The following is a 15,833-nucleotide window of genomic DNA, read 5'->3' on the forward strand; positions in this document are numbered from 1 at the left end:
CGCTCGCGCGTGATCCTGGGCAGATCTCGGGCCCTCACGTCGCCAAAGGCGCTCGATCTCCCTCCGCAGCCCCCGCCAGCGCCACAACGACGTCGCCGAGCGGCGCCGCGAGGCGGAGCCACGCCCCGCTGCCCACGCGCAGCGCGGCGAGCACGTCGCCCGCGCTGCCGCGGAACACGCCAAGCAGGCGAGCCGGGCCGCCCTCGTCGACCGCGAGCACGGCCGCCTCTCCGGCCTCGCGGGCCACCACGGCGAGCACGCCGGTGTCGGTCGCGCCAAGCCATGCAGGGCGGCCGCCGAGCGCGATCGTCCGGGCAGCGCCGCGCGCCGGCGCCTCGTGCAGCAGCCCCCGGGCGGCGTCGCAGCCCCAGAACGAGCGCAGCCGCAGCGCGGCCGGCAGCGCGCCGCCGAAGGCCTCGTACGCGTCGCAGGCGTCGTGGCCGGGGTCGAGCGGGAGCAGGTCGGCGTCGCTCGGGACAAGGCGGGCGAGCGCCGCGTCGCGCGCCGCCACGAAGCGCGAGAGCGCGCGGCGCAGGCGGCCGGGGGCCAGGTGGAAGAGCGGGCCGGCGCCGGAGCGGACCTCGCCGCCCTCGACCGAGACCCTGTGCGCGCCGCTCCGCTTGAGAAAGAACAGGCTGCCAGCGCGCGCGGCGAGCGGGCTCCCGGGGGCGACGAGCTGGGTCAGCGCTGTCGCGCCGCGGCCCCGCGTGAGCCGCATGAGCTCATGACCGTCGACGCCGAACGCGTGGACGCCATCCGTGCAAAGGCGGTTGAACCGCCCCCCCGACGAGGCGGCGACGAGCTCCGTTCCCGGCGGGGCGAGGTCGCCCTCGCCGAACAGCAGGCGCCGCGCGCGCACGGCGTTCTCCTGAGCGCCGGAGTCCCGCGCCGCAGCCAGGAGCGCCTCGCGCGCGAGGAGGGGCATGCGCTGCTCTATCCCCCATCGCGCGCGCCAGGTGATGTGCTCGACAAGAAACCGCGCGATCCCGGCGACCGACGCGGCGGGCACACCCGCGAGCGCCGCCTCGAACACCTCGTGGATGCCGAGGCGGCGGAGCATCGCGTCGGTCACAGCCTCGAAGGCATACGCCTCGTCCCACGGACCTCGCCGCGCGCCGTGCCAGGCGCCGAGCGCCCAGGCCGCCTCGGCCACGCCGCCGCGCGCTGCGCGTACGGCCGAGAGGGCCGCGTCGAGCCGCTCGGCGTCGAGCACGGCGCGCCCGCCGGGCGAAAGCGCGTCCACGTGCGGGCCCACCTCGGGCGGCGCGGCGGCGCGCCATGCGCTCAGGGCCAACGCGGCGTCCGGCGCGCGGCTCCGCGAAAGCGCCCGCAGCGGCTCCCCGGCGCCGTGCGCGGCCAGCCACGCCGCGAGCGCAGCCGGCTCCTCGACGTCGACAGCGTCGCTCCACGAGAGCAGCTGCACGGAGCAATCGCCGTCGATCCGGAGCGCGCCAGACGGCCGGCAAGCGCGCTCGAACACCAGGGTCACCGGCCGCGCAGAGGCCCCGAGACCAGCGCGCGCCCCGTCGCGGATGCGGAGCAGCTGGCGGAGCGGGCCGAGCGCGGAGCGGCCGACGCGGACGCGGCGCTGGTCCTCGCCGACGATCCACGCCGCCGTGACCCCATCGAGCGAACGCTCGAGGTCTGCCTGCGTCGGAGGCGGCGATGGCGCAAAAGGCGCTGTCGGCCAGACCGCCACGGCTACTCCCCGCGGAGCCACTCGATCGCGGCGTGACGCGCCTCGAACACGCCGAAATGCTGGCCGCGGCGCTCCTCGATCACCATCTCCCCGAACCGGCTGCTGAAATCAGCGGCCCCCGGAGGGCACACCACCGCCAGCCGGATCCAGTAGTTTCTCAGCTTCTGCAGGATCTCCCCTGCCTCCCCTGAGCTGAGGTCGAAGAAGGCCGCCGTCAGGTTCGCCGGGTGGAGGAGAGCACACCGCACGCCGCTCGAGAAACAGGCCTCGATCACGCGGTCGACGTCGCGGACGCTCGACATGAACCCGTGATCCGGCGGCCCTTCCACGAACTGCACACCCCCCTCATCGACAACCGCCAGATCCATGGCTTCCCTCCGACACGGCCTCTGCGCCGCGGGCTCGGCGGAGCGCTCCGCTCGACCCGCGACCAGGGTAATCCCGGCGAGCGGCCGCTGTACAGGCAGCGCGCGGCGAGCCGGAGGAGGCGCCGGGCTCACCCCCCGCCGCGCCGCGCCCAGGGCGTCACAGGGCGCGCCTGACCTCGTCGGAGAACCTCACCGCCTCGCGGAGCACGTGATCGGCGAGCGTCGGCTCGATGATGCTCTTGATCTGTCCCGTCTCGATGCCCTGTTCCGCGGCCGTCTTGAAGTCGATGACCTCATCGGCCATCGTCGCGAGCTGCCCGCTGTCGACGCGGAACTCGTGCGCCTGGTACATCTGCCCGGCGCGCGCGGTCGCCTGGTCGATGAGCGCGCGCTCCTGCGGGTCGAGCAGGTGCGCGATGAACTCGAGGTGCTCCGCCATGATCCTCGTCCAGAACGCCGAGACTTCGTCGCTCTGGAGCGCGATGTCGCCGTACGCGAGCCGATCGAGCCGGGCGACGAAGCGCTCGGCCTCCCGCGCGATGTGGTCGAAGAAGAGCGGCCAGACGAGGCTCCGGAGCGAGCCGCTCTCCTGCGCGCGCTGCATGCGGCGCTTGTACTCGATGAAGCGCTGGACGCTCGACCGCGTCGAGGCGAGGAGCGAGGAGATCCCGTAATCGCCATACCCCTGGTCGCGCGCCGCGAGGAAGTGCCTGGCGAAGAGGTTCTGGTACTGCCGCGCCTCGTCCCGGGGCCCGCGGAGGTGATCGCCGGGCATGAGCAGCGTCATGAACAACGCATGTTCCATCATCTGGTCCGTCCAGAAGAGGACCTCCGAGACGGCGTGCGCTGCATAGCCGGCGCCCGGGGCGGGCAGGAAGATCGGCTTCCTCGAGCGCCGGTCGACGGCGATGCCGGGCGTATAGGCGGCCCCTTCCGGTAGTGCGAGGGGCCCGATCGACTCGCACATCGCGTAGCTCTTGTCGGGCAGCGCGAGGCTCGGTGTGGCGAGCAGCGAGACACCCGCGGTGGCCACCGCGCTGCCGGCGAATTGCCGGCGTCCAAGTTTCCCTTGCGGAACACGCTTCTCCATCGACGCTCCTCCAGGTTCATGCATCCGTGAGAATCGGAGCGCGAAGGTGCATGTCCCGCGCCTGAGCCAAAGAGTCGATTCGCAGGGCGGTCCGCCGGCGCGCGCCTCACCGATCACGACGGCCGGCGACGCGCGGAATCACCACGCCCGAGCGCTTCGTCAGCAGAGAGGTCGCGTGGGGGCGCGCCGGACGTCACCCGCGGAATCCGCCCGTGATGGGCCGCCCCGCGATCGCCGGCCTGCGAAGATAGCGCACATTCACCCTCCTCCACCGACCACCTGCGACCACGGAGCACATCGCACCGCGGAGGACACACGCCCGCGACGACAGACCTGCACACCTCGCGCTGGCGCCGCGAGCGCACCTACACCCACATACAGCCGTCCCTTGTGTCGGGCTTCGGATTTCTTCGCTATCGTCGCCCGGGATGTCGAGGACCCGCCCTCGGCTCCGACAACCCCACGAACGCGCGCCCGATCCCGGGGCGACAGCGAAGAGAAGGAGCCGATCATGAAGTACATCCTGATGATGAACACCCCGTGCGCGGGGCCGTACCAGGTCGCCAACTGGCAGCAGAAGGACTTCCAGGCGCACATCGCGTTCATGAAGAGCTTCCACACGAAGCTCAGCGCGTCGGGCGAGCTCGTGGCGGCCGAGGGCCTGGCGGGGCCCGACCAGGCCAAGCTCGTGCGCGCTGGCAAGGACGGCAAGCCGATCACCGACGGGGTGTTCCCGGAGACCAAGGAGTTCCTCGCCGGGTACTGGATCGTGGACGTCGAGAGCCCCGAGCGCGCGTACGAGATCGCCGCGCAGGCGTCCGCCGCGCCCGGCCCCGGCGGCGCGCCGCTCAACATGGGGATCGAGGTGCGAGAGGTGATGAGCGCGCCGCCCGTCGATCGCTAGTGACCTCTCCGTCCCACAGCGCCACGGCCGAGCGCCTGCTGCGCGACCTCGCGCCGCAGGTGCTCGGCGCCGTCATGCGGCGATTCCGAGATTTCGGCGCTGCGGAGGACGCGGTCCAGGAGGCGCTGATCGCGGCGGCCACGCAGTGGCCGCGCGAGGGCGTGCCCGACGAGCCGCGCGCCTGGCTGATCCACGTGGCGTCGCGGCGCATCGCCGATCACGTCCGGAGCGAGGCGGCGCGCCGCCGCCGCGAGGCGATCGTGGTCAGCCTCGTGCCGCCCGAGCTGCAGATCGCCCTCGCCGCCGACAGCGACGAGGCGTCGCTCGAGGACGACACGCTCACCTTGCTGTTCATGTGCTGCCACCCCGCGCTGTCCGCGCCGTCCGCGATCGCGCTGACCCTGCGCGCCGTCGGCGGCCTGACGACGGCCGAGATCGCAAGAGCGTTCCTGGTCCCGGAGGCGACCATGGCGCAGCGGATCAGCCGGGCCAAGCAGAGCATCAAGGCGTCCGGCGTGCCGTTCGAGCGGCCGACGCCCGAGGCGCGCGCGGAGCGCCTCGGCGCCGTCCTGCACGTGCTCTACCTGATCTTCAACGAGGGTTACACCTCGAGCTCCGGCCCCGCGCTGCACCGCGACGATCTGTCGGGCGAGGCGATCCGCCTGACGCGCGCCGTGCAGGCGCTGCTCCCGGACGACGGCGAGGTCGCGGGCCTCCTCGCGCTCATGCTCCTGACCGACGCGCGGCGCGCGGCGCGGACAGGGCCTCTGGGCGAGCTGATCCCGCTCGCGGAGCAGGATCGACGCCTGTGGGATCAGCGCGCGATCGCCGAGGGCGTCGCGCTCGTCACGGCGGCGCTGTCCCGGGGCTCGATCGGCGCCTACCAGGTGCAAGCCGCGATCGCGGCGGTGCATGACGAGGCGGCGCGGGCCGAGGACACGGACTGGCCGCAGATCCTGGCGCTGTACGGCGTGCTGATGCGGATGTCCGACAACCCGATGGTGGCGCTCAGCCACGCGATCGCGACGGCCATGGTGCACGGCCCTCAGGCGGGGCTCGATCTCCTGAACGCGCTCGACGCCGACGCGCGCCTCTCGGGTCATCACCGCCTCGACGCCGCCCGGGCGCACCTCCTGGAGCGGGCCGGTGATCGCGAGGCGGCGATCGCGCACTACAGGCGTGCGGCCAGCCGCACGACGAGCATCCCGGAGCAGAACTACCTGACGACGCAGGCGGCCCGGCTGAACGACGCGCTGAAGTAGCGAGTCGCGCGACGCGCGCAAGAGCCGCGAACGTGGGCAGCGAGATCAAGACAAGACAAGGAGAGATGCCGCAAGCCTGACAGCAGGTGACGCCCGGGCGACCGCTCAGCCGCTCACCAGCTCGCCGGCGAGGCGGATCGCCGCCGCCAGATCCTCCGTGACGTACACGCGCTGGGACCGCTCCGGGAGGCGCGCCTTGTCGAAGATCTCGCGAGGCCTGGGCAACGGACCGGCCAGGATCACCGCCTTCTGGCGCCGCGCGAGCCCGTCGAGCGCGTTCTCGAGGGCGATGAACCCTGTGCTGTCGATGAACGGCACCTTGCCGAGGTGGAGGATCATCACCTCGTAGCTGTCCCCACGGATGGCGTGCAGCGCCGCCATCGCCTTCTGGGCGGCGCCGAAGAACAGCGGGCCATTGATCTCGTAGAGGGCGACCCGCCTCGGGAGCTCGACTTCGCTCGAACCGCCGGCGGCGTCCAGCACCGTTCGGCTCCCCGTCAGCTCGGCCATCCGGCGCATGAAGAGGATGGCAGCGAGGATCACGCCGGCCGACACCGCGATCACCATGTCCAGGATGACGGTGAGCCCATAACAGGTCAGGAGTACGAACACATCGCTCCTCGGCGCGAGCTTCACGATGCGAATGAAATGGTGGAGCTCGGACATGTTCCACGCGACGAGCAGCAGCAGCGCCGCCAGCGACGCCATGGGGACGTAGGTCACGAGCGGGGCGAAGACGAGGATCGACAGGAGGACGACCATGGCGTGGGTCGCGGACGCGATCGGGGAGCGCGCGCCTGCCCGGATGTTCGTGGCCGTCCGCGCGAGCGCTCCGGTCGCCGCGATACCACCGAAGATCGGCGCAACGATGTTCCCGATACCAAGGCCAATGAGCTCCGAATCCGGATCGTGCTTGGTCCCTGTCATGCCGTCGGCGATGACCGCCGACAGCAGCGATTCGATGGCGCCGAGCATGGCGATAGCGAAGGCGGCGGGGAGCAGCTCCCTCACGAGCTCGAGCGAGAGCCCATCGCCCCACGGCAGCGAGGGCGTCGGGAGGATCGACGGGATCCCGGCGATCTCCACGCCACCGACGGTGGAGCGAAAGCGGCTGCCGATCGTCGCCACGGAGAACGCGGGGTAAACCGCGTCGACGACCGCCGCGGCGAGCGACACGACGGTGATGGCGATGAGCGGCGCCGGCACCTTCTTGATGACGCGGGGGACAAGCAAGAGCAGGGCGAGCGTCGAGGCGGCGACGGCCAGCTCGAAGAGATCGGCCGTCCCGCGCGCCGCCCACAAGGCCGCCACCTTGGCGGTGTAGTGCTCCGGGAGCGGCCCGGCCTGGAGGCCCAGGACGTCCTTCACTTGAAGCGTCGCGATCACGGTGGCTATCCCGGCGGTGAAGCCCGTGGTCACCGGATGCGGGATGTATTCGATGAGCCGGCCGAGCCGCACGAGCCCCATGATCACGAGCAGCACGCCGGCCAGGAGCCCCGCTGTCATCAGGCCGGCCAGCCCATGCTCCGTTACGATCGGCGCGAGGATCACCACGAAGGCCGCCGTCGGGCCGGTCACCTGGAACTTGCAACCGCCCAGCAGCGCCACCAGCGCGCCGGCCACGATCGCCGTGTAGAGCCCGTGCTGAGGGGGAGCCCCCACCGCGATGGCGAGGGCCATCGAGAGAGGGAGCGCCACGACGCCGACGACGGTGCCTGCCAGGAGGTCGGCCTGGAGATCCCCGAGGCCGTACCCCTTGCCAAGGCAGCGCCGGAGCGCCGACGCCACCGGGATCCGATGCCGCGCCGGAGCCGGCTGCGAGGCGGGCGGCCGGGGCGCGTCGCCGCCCTGGCCCGGCCGGTCGATCGCTGGAGCGACGCGCTCGGACCTGAACGACATCGTCATACCTCCATCGAATGCTCCTGGATGCTGAGCAACATCGGATGATGAGCAACATCGATGCCACGCGACGATGTCCTCTGTTGGTCGCGCAATTCGCGCCGTTTCACGGTGAACTGCGGGATGGAACTGGATTCACGACAAATTGTCGCTATAAAATTCTTGTGCCCAGGCGATCTCGACAACTTGACGCGGTCATCGAGCCCGTCATGCGCTCATCTGCGATGCGGGAGCTCGGCCGCGTTCTTCGGATGGTCGCTCCGAGGGAGGTGGGGATCTCGCTTGTCGGAGAGAGCGGGACTGGCAAGGAGGTGCTCGCTCGCCAGCTTCATGATCTATCGCTCCGGCGCTCGGGTCCCTTCATCCCCATCAACTGCGCTGCCGTGCCGGAGCCGCTCTTCGAGAGCGAGCTGTTCGGTCACGAGAGAGGCGCCTTCACCGGGGCGGTCGAGAAGACGCGCGGAAAGCTGCAGGCGGCGGACGGCGGTACGCTCTTCCTCGACGAGATCGGCGAGATGCCCATATCGGTCCAGGCAAAGCTCCTGCGCTTCCTGGAGAACCGAAAGTTCATGCGCGTGGGTGGGACCGAGAAGATCTCTGTCGATGCGCGCATCGTCTGCGCGACGCTGCGGCCGCTGGAGGAGGAGGTGAAGGCCGGGCGCTTCCGGGCCGATGTCTATTATCGTATCCAGGGCGTCACGCTCGATGTGCCGCCCCTCCGGGAGCGACAGGCGGATTTTCCGCCGCTCGTCCGCCTGTTCCTGAAGCAGCTCGCTGCCAAGCACGGGACGCCGCCGGCACGGATGACGAGGGCGGCGATGGACGCCTTGCGCCGACACGACTGGCCGGGCAATGTCCGCGAGCTCCGGAGCGTCATCGAGCTGGTCACGCTCCTGCGCGCGGGGAAGCAGGTCCGGGTGCGCGACCTCCCAAGGCCGATCAGGGAGGTGGCTCCGGTCAGCGAAGCTCCCTCGGCGTCGGTGACCGGAGGTGATCACGTGCTGGAGATCTCGCTCGACGCCACGCTGGACGAGTCCATCCGGAAGATCCTTGACGCGGCGCTGGCGCTGGAGCGTGGCAACCGTTCCAGGGCGGCGGAGAGGCTCGGTATCAGCCTTCGCACGATCCAGCGGCACCTCGCCCGCTGGGCTCACCCCGCTCGTCTCGCGGGCCACGTCGGGTGATAGAGTCGCTCGGCCATGTCGTCTTCCCCGTCGCGGCCCACGGTGTCCACGGCCATCGCCGGCCGGGTGGTCTCGTATGCCGCATCTCGCGGCCTCCGCCACAGCGATCTTCTCGAGGTCGCCGGCATCTCCGCCGAGTCGCTGCGCGACGCGGACAGCCGCTTGCCGGTGACGTCGTTCGACGCCCTGTGGGCGCACGTGGTACGCGCGCTCGACGATGCCGGAGCGCCCATCCACCTCGCCGCGCGGACGCGCATGGAGGAAATGCACGTCATGGGCTTCGCGGTCATGACGAGCACGAGCGCCCGTGAGTCGCTCGACCGAGTCGAGCGCTACATGGTGCTCCTGGCGGATACACCGCGCTGGGTGATCGATTACGCGACGGACCGGGACGCGCCGTTTGCGGAGCTGCACCGGTCACCCCGCTTCACGCTCGGCGCACGCATCGCGACCGAGTGCAGCCTGGCGGTGCACCTCCGTTGCTTCCGCCAGTGCGCTGGCGTCGAGTTCTCGCCGCTCCGGGTCAACTTCCGCCATGCAGCGCCGCGCGATCTCGCCGCGCACCGGGACTTCTTCCGCTGTCCTGTCGAGTTCGACGCGCCCCGCGATGGCTTCGCCTTCCCAGCGTCGTTGCTGGATCTCGTGCCTCGCGACGCGAACCCTGCCCTGAGCGCGTTCTTCCACCAGCACGCGGAGGAGCTCCGCCGCCGTCGCGTCGCCGACGCGTCGCCCATGTCCGATCGGGTGCGTGACGTCATCGCGCACCTCCTCGCCTCGGGCGAGCCTTCGGCGACCGCCGTCGCGCGGCGGCTCGGGGCGAGCGAGCGCACGCTGCGGCGGCACCTCGAGGACGAGGGGACGACGTTACGGCAGATCGTCAGCGAGGTGCGCCGTCAGACCGCCGAGGAGCTGCTCCGCGAGAGCGACACGTCGATGTCGGAGATCGCCTTTTTGCTGGGGTTCTCGGAGGTGACGGCCTTCGCGCGGGCCTTCAAGCGCTGGTCAGGGAGGACGCCCGGCCGGTTCCGTGAGGAGGCGCGCGGCGGCCGGGGGCGCCGCGCCGCAGCTGGCGTGGACGGCGAGGTGGACGACGGGTGACCGCCGAGGCGATAGCCCACCTGGCCCGGGGCCTGGGGCCGCGGCCGTCCAGCGCGCCCGGCCTCAGTACGATATCTCGGCGGCGGCGACCTTCTCTCTCGCCGCTTCCCACGACAGCGGGAGATCGGCAGCGCCGACGGTCCACTGGGTCACGACGCCGTGGACGCTGACCGCGCTCGACGCGCTCATCGCCGAGAGGTGGGCGTCCGACATCACGAACTTCCCCATCGCCTCTTCGTCCTTCCACACCGTGATGGTCCGCGCATAGCCGCACTTCGCCGACGTTCCCAGCGTGAAGCCGATCAGCCCTTCCTGCGCGGGCAGCTGGGTGAGGAGGGGCCCCATGAGCTCGCCGAACCTCCGCTGCGCCGCCTCGTCGGGCTTGAGCCAGAGCAGGGTCGACGAGACAACATAGGCGTCCTGCGCGGCGCCCGTGAGCGCGCCGTCCGCGAACCCGGGCCCCCCGAACGGCGCGCTCTGCAGATCGTCATCGGTGCACGTGAACTCGGAGGCGGCGGTCTGCGTGCCCGAGCCGCCGCTCGTGTTGCCCTGTGTCGCTTCCTGGTCGTCCGCGCCGCAAGCCGGGACGAGGGCGGCGACCGCAACGAGGAACGGGACAAGCGCGACGCGAGAGAGGGAGAAGTCGATTCGAGACATGATGGACCTCATGACAGGAAAGAGGGTGATGTTGTCGGGTGCGAATCAGCGCTCGTCGACGCGCGCGGGCGAGACGACGCCGAAGACGAGCACGGGGAAGGTCCGCTGCAGGCGGCGAGACGTGAACTCCGTGCGCCGGCCGAAGCTCCTGACCGAGACGCGCGCGCCCACCGGCTGTCCGCTGCCAAGGGTCACGGCCCACATCGGGCTGCCGCCGTCCGGCCGCACGGCGAGGTAGGTGTAACTCCCTGCCGCGAGCCGCTCCTCGACGATGCCGACCACGGGCGCGAGGTCGCCGAGGGATCTCGATAGGTCGCCGAGCGGGCTGCCGGGCGGCGCGTCTCCCGCGACGTTCCGGTCAGCGTGCGTCCGAGGATGCGCGGCGGGGTGGACTACGAGCCAGCCGCCGGCGGCCACGAGCCCGACCAGCAGGGCAGCAGCCACGAGGGCGCGGGTCTGAAGGAAGCGCGAGGTGCGGTGAGCGGCGAGCAACATGCCGGGAAGCTACGCGCCGCGGCTGGCGCCGGCCTTTGCCCGTACGGCCAAGTTGTTGGCCCGCTCGGCCACGCCGCCGGCCGCCACCGACCCGACCCAGGTTGGCCGACCCGACCCAGGTTGGCCGACCCGACCCAGGTTGGCCGACCCGACCCAGGTTGGCCGACCCGACCCAGGTTGGAGCCAGCCCGACCCAGGTTGGAGCCAGCCCGACCCAGGTTGGAGCCAGCCCGACCCAGGTTGGCCGACCCGACCCAGGTTGGCCGACCCGACCCGGGTTGCAGCTACCCCGGTCCGCTCCGGGGACCTACGCTAGCCGCTCCTCGACGATCATCCGCACTCCGTGCGCCGGCCCGACGTTGGCGGCGCGCACCTTCCCTGTGTCGGGTCGCAGCGACGCGAGCCGCAGCCGGAAGCGCCGCAGGATCGTCCCGAGCACCAACCGCATCTCATAGCCAGCCAGAGCTGCGCCAAGACAGCGCCGCGCCCCGCCGCCGAACGGCACAAACTCGAAGGGCGTGAACTTGCGCTCAAGAAAACGCTCGGGACGGAAGCGCAGTGGCTCGGGGTAGAGGTCCTCGCGGAAGTGCGCGACTCCGATGGCCACGCTCACCCCCACGCCAGCTGGCAATGTGTAACCCATCAGCTCCAGCGGACGCAGCAGCCTGCGCGGGCTCGGCGCCGGCGCAAGCGGAAAGCGCCGCAGGGTCTCATGGCATACGGCCTCGAGGTACGGCTGCTTGTCGAGCTTCTCTACCTCCGGGTCGGGCCCGAGCGCCCCCAGCTCGGCGCGAAGCCGCTCGAGAGCGGCGGCATTCTCGGGCCGGTGCAACGCATAGAGGGCCCACGCGATCGAGATGGCCGTGGTCTCGTGCCCGGCAATCACCAGCAAGATCAGCTGATCCATGACCTCCTCGTCGGTCATGGGCTGGCCGTCTTCGTCGCGCGCCTGGACCAGCAGGCTCAGGATGTCCTCGCGCGGCCCGGCCGCGCGCGCCGCCGCAATGAGAGCGCGGAGCTGCTCGTGCAGGAGGCGCTGCCGCCGCAGGAACGCCGCGAAGGGGCCGACCCCACGGAGCTCGCGCCGTAACGACGGGAAGAGCACGAGGAGAGGAGAGAGCCCGTCGATGAGCTCCAGCAGCAGGCTGGCGAGCGCGGCCTTGCGCGCCGGCTCGCTCACGCCGAAGACGGCCTGTAGAATGACGTCGAGCGAGATCTCCTGCGCGACCTCGTACGCCGTGACCTGCTGGCCCGGCCCCCAGCCCGCGGTGCGCCGCTCGGCCAGGTGGCATATCGCCTCGCCGTAGGCACGCATGCGCGCCCCATGGAACGGCGGCATCATGAGCTTGCGCAGCCGGCGGTGCTCGGCGCCGTCGATCAGGAGAAGCGACGTGCGGCCGAGGAACACGGCCATGTGCTTCGACAGAGGGGCGAACGCGTCGGGTTCCGCCGCGTAGATGGCCTTGATGCCGGCGGGATCCCCGGTGCACACCATCGGTGGCTTGCCGGGAAACGAGAAGGGATCGCCGTACCTCCGCGCGAGTGGCACCATGCAGCCAATGGGATCCCGGAGGTAGCCGATCAGGCTCCATAACCGGCTGCGCGGTCCCGGCGGTAAGGTGGGCATGGGCGGAGGATACCAGTCTCCCTGTCTCCCCGCCTACCTGTTCAATTTTCCGCTGAATGACAACGTAATGAGAGGATTTGTCAGGTCGGCGGATCCAGGTCGAGTCAGCCAGACCGGCGCCGCCGCTCAATCCACGGGGAAATGTTCCGCGATCCAGGCCTCCCAGCCCGGCGGGACTTGGGTGGCCTCCAGGTAGCGACGCAGCTGGTGGGCGTCGTCGAAGGCGGACATTCCCCACAAGCGAAACGCGTCGACATAACCCATGTCGTCCTCAAAAGAATCGGCGAAATCGGCGAGCTCCAGGCCGAGCTGCCAAGGCGCCTTGACGTACCCGGCGCAGAGCAGTCGAGCCAGCGAAAGGAGCCCGTCGCGAGGCTCGATCGGACCTGCGTCGCCGCTCGCGAGCGCGGTCGCGCACGCTCGCCAACCCTCCGGCACGGCGGGAGGCATCCATCCGTCGCCTCGTCGGAGCTCGACGACCTGGCGCGACCAGAACCAGAATTCGCGGGTGTTGTAGCGGGCCGCCTTCTCGGGCGTCTCGTACGATTCCCATGGCCAACGCACGCCGTCCTGCTGGCTGAGCCAGATGGTGAAGGAGACGTCGACCGCGATGAACCCCTGCTCCAGAAGCGCCGAGCGACGCGAGGCGGCCGCGATCGGGTCCTCCTCGTCGCCGTCCTCCTCGTCGTCGTCCTCCCCGTCGCCGTCCTCGTCATCTGCCCGATCATCCGTCGGGTGCAACACCTTGTGAACGGCCTCTGCCCAGGTGATCGGCGCGGGAGGGTGGCGTCGCAGGTAGGCGATGCGTGTTTCGCGGTCCGGCGCGAGTTGTTCGAGAAAGACGCCCCACATCCCCAACCAGTCTTCACCAGAGCCCATGCGCCAGCCGATCGTGTAGCGCTCGTAGTCGGGGAAGCGCTCCCACGGCGGAGCGATGTCACCGTGCACGTCGAGGTGCTGACGAAGGCGGGAGCGACAACTCTCTTTCCAGTCCATGGCAACAATCCTCTTCTTGGATCAGAGTCGGCGGAGCTGCACGGCGCGCACCGTGTGGTCAGGCCCCTTCTCGAGCACGACGTCCGCGCGCGCGCGCGTCGGCAGGATGTTCTCGGTGAGGTTGGGGCCGTTGATCGTGCGCCAGATCTGGAGCGCGAAGGCGCGCGCCTCGTCGTCGCCCATCGCGGCATAGCGGTGAAAATAGGAGGACGGGTCGCGAAACGCCGTGGCCCGCAGCGTGAGGAAGCGCTCGATGTACCAGCGTTCGAGGTCGGCCTCGTCCGCGTGGACGTAGATCCCGAGGTCGAAGAAGTCGCTGACGGCGATCGCCGCGGCGCGGTCGGGGCCCTGCAGGACGTTCAGCCCCTCGAGGATCACGATGTCGGGCTGCCTCACGGTCTGCACGTTCCCTGCGATCACGTCGTAGGTGGCGTGCGAGTACACCGGCACGTCAATCGCTTCGACGCCGGCCTCCAGGTCGGCGAGGAACTGCACGAGCCGCCGCAGATCATAGCTCTCGGGAAAGCCCTTGCGGTGCAGGCCAGCGCGCGAGGCGAGCACCGCGTTGGGGTACAGGAAGCCGTCGGTGGTCACCAGATCCACCCGTGGGTGATCGGGCCACCGCGCTAGCAGCGCCTGCAGCACGCGCGCGGTCGTGCTCTTGCCCACCGCGACTGAGCCCGCGATGCCGATCACAAAAGGCCGCCGCCCGACGGGGCGGCCGAGGAATGTGTCCTTCACGCGGCGGAGCTGCTGCGCCGCGCCGACGTGCAGGTTGAGCAGCCGTGAGAGCGGCAAGTAGATCGTCGCGACCTCGTCGAGCGAGAGCCGATCGTTGAGGCCCCGAAGGACCACGAGGTCGGCCTCGGTGAGGGGGAGCGGCGTGGCCGCGCGCAGGCCGGCCCACTGCGCGGCGGAGAAGACCTCGTAGGTCGTGACGGCATCCATGGTCGGTCGGGAGCGATAGTACGCCTCCCGCCCACCGTCGTCGCTCAGAAGAAGCTGTAGAGGGACAGCTTGATGCGCTCGTTGGTCGCGGTCACGTCGTCCGCGAAGGTCTGCTCCGAGCGCTGGAAGGAGAGGCCCGCGCGGATGGCCGGCGTGATGTCGGCGAACAGGTTCGCGTCGATGTAGCGCGACTTGTGGTAGGCCGTGCGGAGCGCGCCGTAGCCGTTCTCCTCGGTCACCCGGTCGTTCGAACCCTGGGTGTAGTTGCCGGAGATGGAGAAGCGCCCCGAGGGCGGCAGGTAGTACTGGAGCCCGACCATGAACCCCGTCCAACCGATCGTCTTCAGGTTGTTGTTCGCGTCGTACACCGCGAGGCCGTTGTCGATGTTCGGCGTATAGGTCGCTCCCTCCTCAGGGAGCGCCGGGTGCGGCACGTTGCTCGCGACGCCGACCACGTCCGAGATGCCCGTGCCCGTGAAGAACGAGCCGGTCAACGTCAGCGCGTTGCCGGACTCCTCCAGCGACTTGGCCGGGATGATCGGGAGCAGCGCATCGACGGAGATGCCGTAGCCGTTGGCCGAGCTCGACTCGACCGGGGCCGCGGTGTGCTCGTTGACCCTGAACTTGCGGAAAATGCCCGAGACGCCGAGCGTCAGCGGATCGTGCAGCATCCCGCCTGCGCCGAGCGTGTGGATCCCCTTCCAGCCGTTGAAGCCGACCTTCAACCCCGCCTGCATGTCCGGCACCTCGGAGTCGCGCTGCGGCGGCTTGAGGACGGCAGCGGCGAGCTCCACGTTGGCGGCGTCGCCCTTGAAGTTGTGGCCGACGCGCAGCTGCGGCATCCGCCCGAACACCTGGTTCATCACCGGGAAGAAGGACGTCGTGGCCGGGAAGAAGTACGGCTGCCACCCGAACAGGTGATAGCCCTGTCCAATCAACAGGTCGACGTAGTCCGTTTCGACCTTGATGTTGGCCTGACGCAAACGGAAGGTGCCGCTGCTGACCAGCGAGGCCTCCGAGACGGTGGGCGGCTGATTGCCGAAGAAGTCGAGCTCCAGCATGGCCGTGGCCTTGATGCCGGACACCTCGGGCGCGCTCACCTTGACGCCGAACCGCGAGTTCCGCGCCGTGAAGTGCGTGCGGCCGTGCGAGCCAGCGTAGGTGTCATCGCGCTGGATCACCGTGGCACCCACCGACTCGCCGAAGCTCTGGGTGGAGTCGTGCATGATGTCGAACTCCGCCATCCCGTAGATCGTGGCCTTCCACTTGGAGGTCACCGGAACGGGATCCTTCTTGACGGCCTCCACCGGCGGAGCCGCCGGAGCAGCCACGTCCGCAGGCGGCGTGGCCGGCGCCTGCGCGTCCGCCGGCTGGGCCGGCGCAGCGGCCTGCGGAGCGGCCGCGTCCGGCGCCGGCGCCGGCGCCGGCGGGGGAGTCTGGGCGTGCGCGACCGCCGCCACGAAGAAAATCGACGCACCGACTAGGTTCGCAACCTTCGATTGATTCATGTTCGAAGCCCCTGGGTTATCCATGGCGCCGGGAATCCCCTGCAAACGCCGCAAATTGTGAGTTCAGCCAAGTTTTACGTCGCACCGCGCAGCTCACA

Annotated in this window: 14 protein-coding genes; 4 read left to right on the plus strand and 10 right to left on the minus strand. The window is 70.3% G+C overall.

Annotated elements, in window-relative coordinates:
* Nucleotides 1–34: 34 nt before the first annotated feature.
* The 3 genes from WME79_RS28735 to WME79_RS28745 all read right to left on the minus strand — a co-directional run bounded on the left by WME79_RS28735 (nt 35) and on the right by WME79_RS28745 (nt 3,157).
* Nucleotides 35–1,699 carry a hypothetical protein gene (locus tag WME79_RS28735; protein WP_437521189.1) on the minus strand — a complete coding sequence of 555 codons (1,665 nt, stop codon included), beginning with the start codon at nt 1,697–1,699 and terminating at the stop codon, nt 35–37.
* Between the two features lie 2 nt (nt 1,700–1,701).
* Complete coding sequence (locus WME79_RS28740) at nt 1,702–2,067, minus strand: DUF4180 domain-containing protein (protein WP_437521192.1); 366 nt, start codon at nt 2,065–2,067, stop codon at nt 1,702–1,704.
* A 157-nt stretch (nt 2,068–2,224) separates the two neighbouring features.
* Nucleotides 2,225–3,157 (minus strand): DUF2935 domain-containing protein, encoded by a 933-nt coding sequence (locus tag WME79_RS28745; RefSeq protein WP_437521195.1) that lies wholly within the window; start codon nt 3,155–3,157, stop codon nt 2,225–2,227.
* 511 nt (nt 3,158–3,668) lie between these two features.
* Here WME79_RS28745 and WME79_RS28750 point away from each other — a divergent pair.
* Nucleotides 3,669–4,061, plus strand: coding sequence for a YciI family protein (locus WME79_RS28750; protein ID WP_437521198.1), 393 nt, complete (start codon nt 3,669–3,671; stop codon nt 4,059–4,061).
* Nucleotides 4,061–5,323: an RNA polymerase sigma factor gene (locus tag WME79_RS28755; RefSeq protein WP_437521201.1), complete on the plus strand. Its 1,263-nt coding sequence runs from the start codon at nt 4,061–4,063 to the stop codon at nt 5,321–5,323. Before WME79_RS28750 ends, WME79_RS28755 begins: the two co-directional genes overlap by 1 nt.
* A 105-nt stretch (nt 5,324–5,428) precedes the next feature.
* On the opposite strand, the gene dauA is transcribed toward WME79_RS28755, so the two are convergent.
* Entirely contained in the window at nt 5,429–7,222 is a 1,794-nt protein-coding gene (gene dauA / locus WME79_RS28760; protein WP_437521204.1) for a C4-dicarboxylic acid transporter DauA, read from the minus strand.
* Between the two features lie 209 nt (nt 7,223–7,431).
* On the opposite strand from dauA, the gene WME79_RS28765 reads away from it, so the two are divergent.
* Complete coding sequence (locus WME79_RS28765) at nt 7,432–8,406, plus strand: sigma-54 interaction domain-containing protein (RefSeq protein ID WP_437521207.1); 975 nt, start codon at nt 7,432–7,434, stop codon at nt 8,404–8,406.
* Between the two features lie 15 nt (nt 8,407–8,421).
* Complete coding sequence (locus tag WME79_RS28770; RefSeq protein WP_437521210.1) at nt 8,422–9,504, plus strand: AraC family transcriptional regulator; 1,083 nt, start codon at nt 8,422–8,424, stop codon at nt 9,502–9,504.
* A 63-nt stretch (nt 9,505–9,567) separates the two neighbouring features.
* On the opposite strand, the gene WME79_RS28775 is transcribed toward WME79_RS28770, so the two are convergent.
* From WME79_RS28775 to WME79_RS28800, 6 genes are all read right to left on the minus strand, one after another.
* Entirely contained in the window at nt 9,568–10,161 is a 594-nt protein-coding gene (locus WME79_RS28775; RefSeq protein WP_437521213.1) for a hypothetical protein, read from the minus strand.
* Between the two features lie 45 nt (nt 10,162–10,206).
* On the minus strand, nt 10,207–10,656 hold the full coding sequence (locus WME79_RS28780; RefSeq protein WP_437521215.1) for a hypothetical protein: 450 nt from the start codon (nt 10,654–10,656) through the stop codon (nt 10,207–10,209).
* 307 nt (nt 10,657–10,963) lie between these two features.
* The gene (locus WME79_RS28785) at nt 10,964–12,283 is read right to left on the minus strand and encodes a cytochrome P450 (protein WP_437521217.1); all 1,320 of its coding nucleotides are present in this window, start codon (nt 12,281–12,283) and stop codon (nt 10,964–10,966) included.
* Nucleotides 12,284–12,409: 126 nt separating this feature from the next.
* The gene (locus WME79_RS28790; RefSeq protein WP_437521220.1) at nt 12,410–13,279 is read right to left on the minus strand and encodes a hypothetical protein; all 870 of its coding nucleotides are present in this window, start codon (nt 13,277–13,279) and stop codon (nt 12,410–12,412) included.
* Between the two features lie 21 nt (nt 13,280–13,300).
* Entirely contained in the window at nt 13,301–14,227 is a 927-nt protein-coding gene (gene coaA / locus WME79_RS28795; RefSeq protein ID WP_437521223.1) for a type I pantothenate kinase, read from the minus strand.
* A gap of 44 nt (nt 14,228–14,271) precedes the next feature.
* Nucleotides 14,272–15,735, minus strand: coding sequence for a hypothetical protein (locus tag WME79_RS28800; RefSeq protein ID WP_437521225.1), 1,464 nt, complete (start codon nt 15,733–15,735; stop codon nt 14,272–14,274).
* Nucleotides 15,736–15,833: the final 98 nt, after the last annotated feature.

Origin of the sequence: Sorangium sp. So ce726, from assembly GCF_051521405.1 — a bacterium.
Lineage (GTDB): Bacteria > Myxococcota_A > Polyangia > Polyangiales > Polyangiaceae > Sorangium.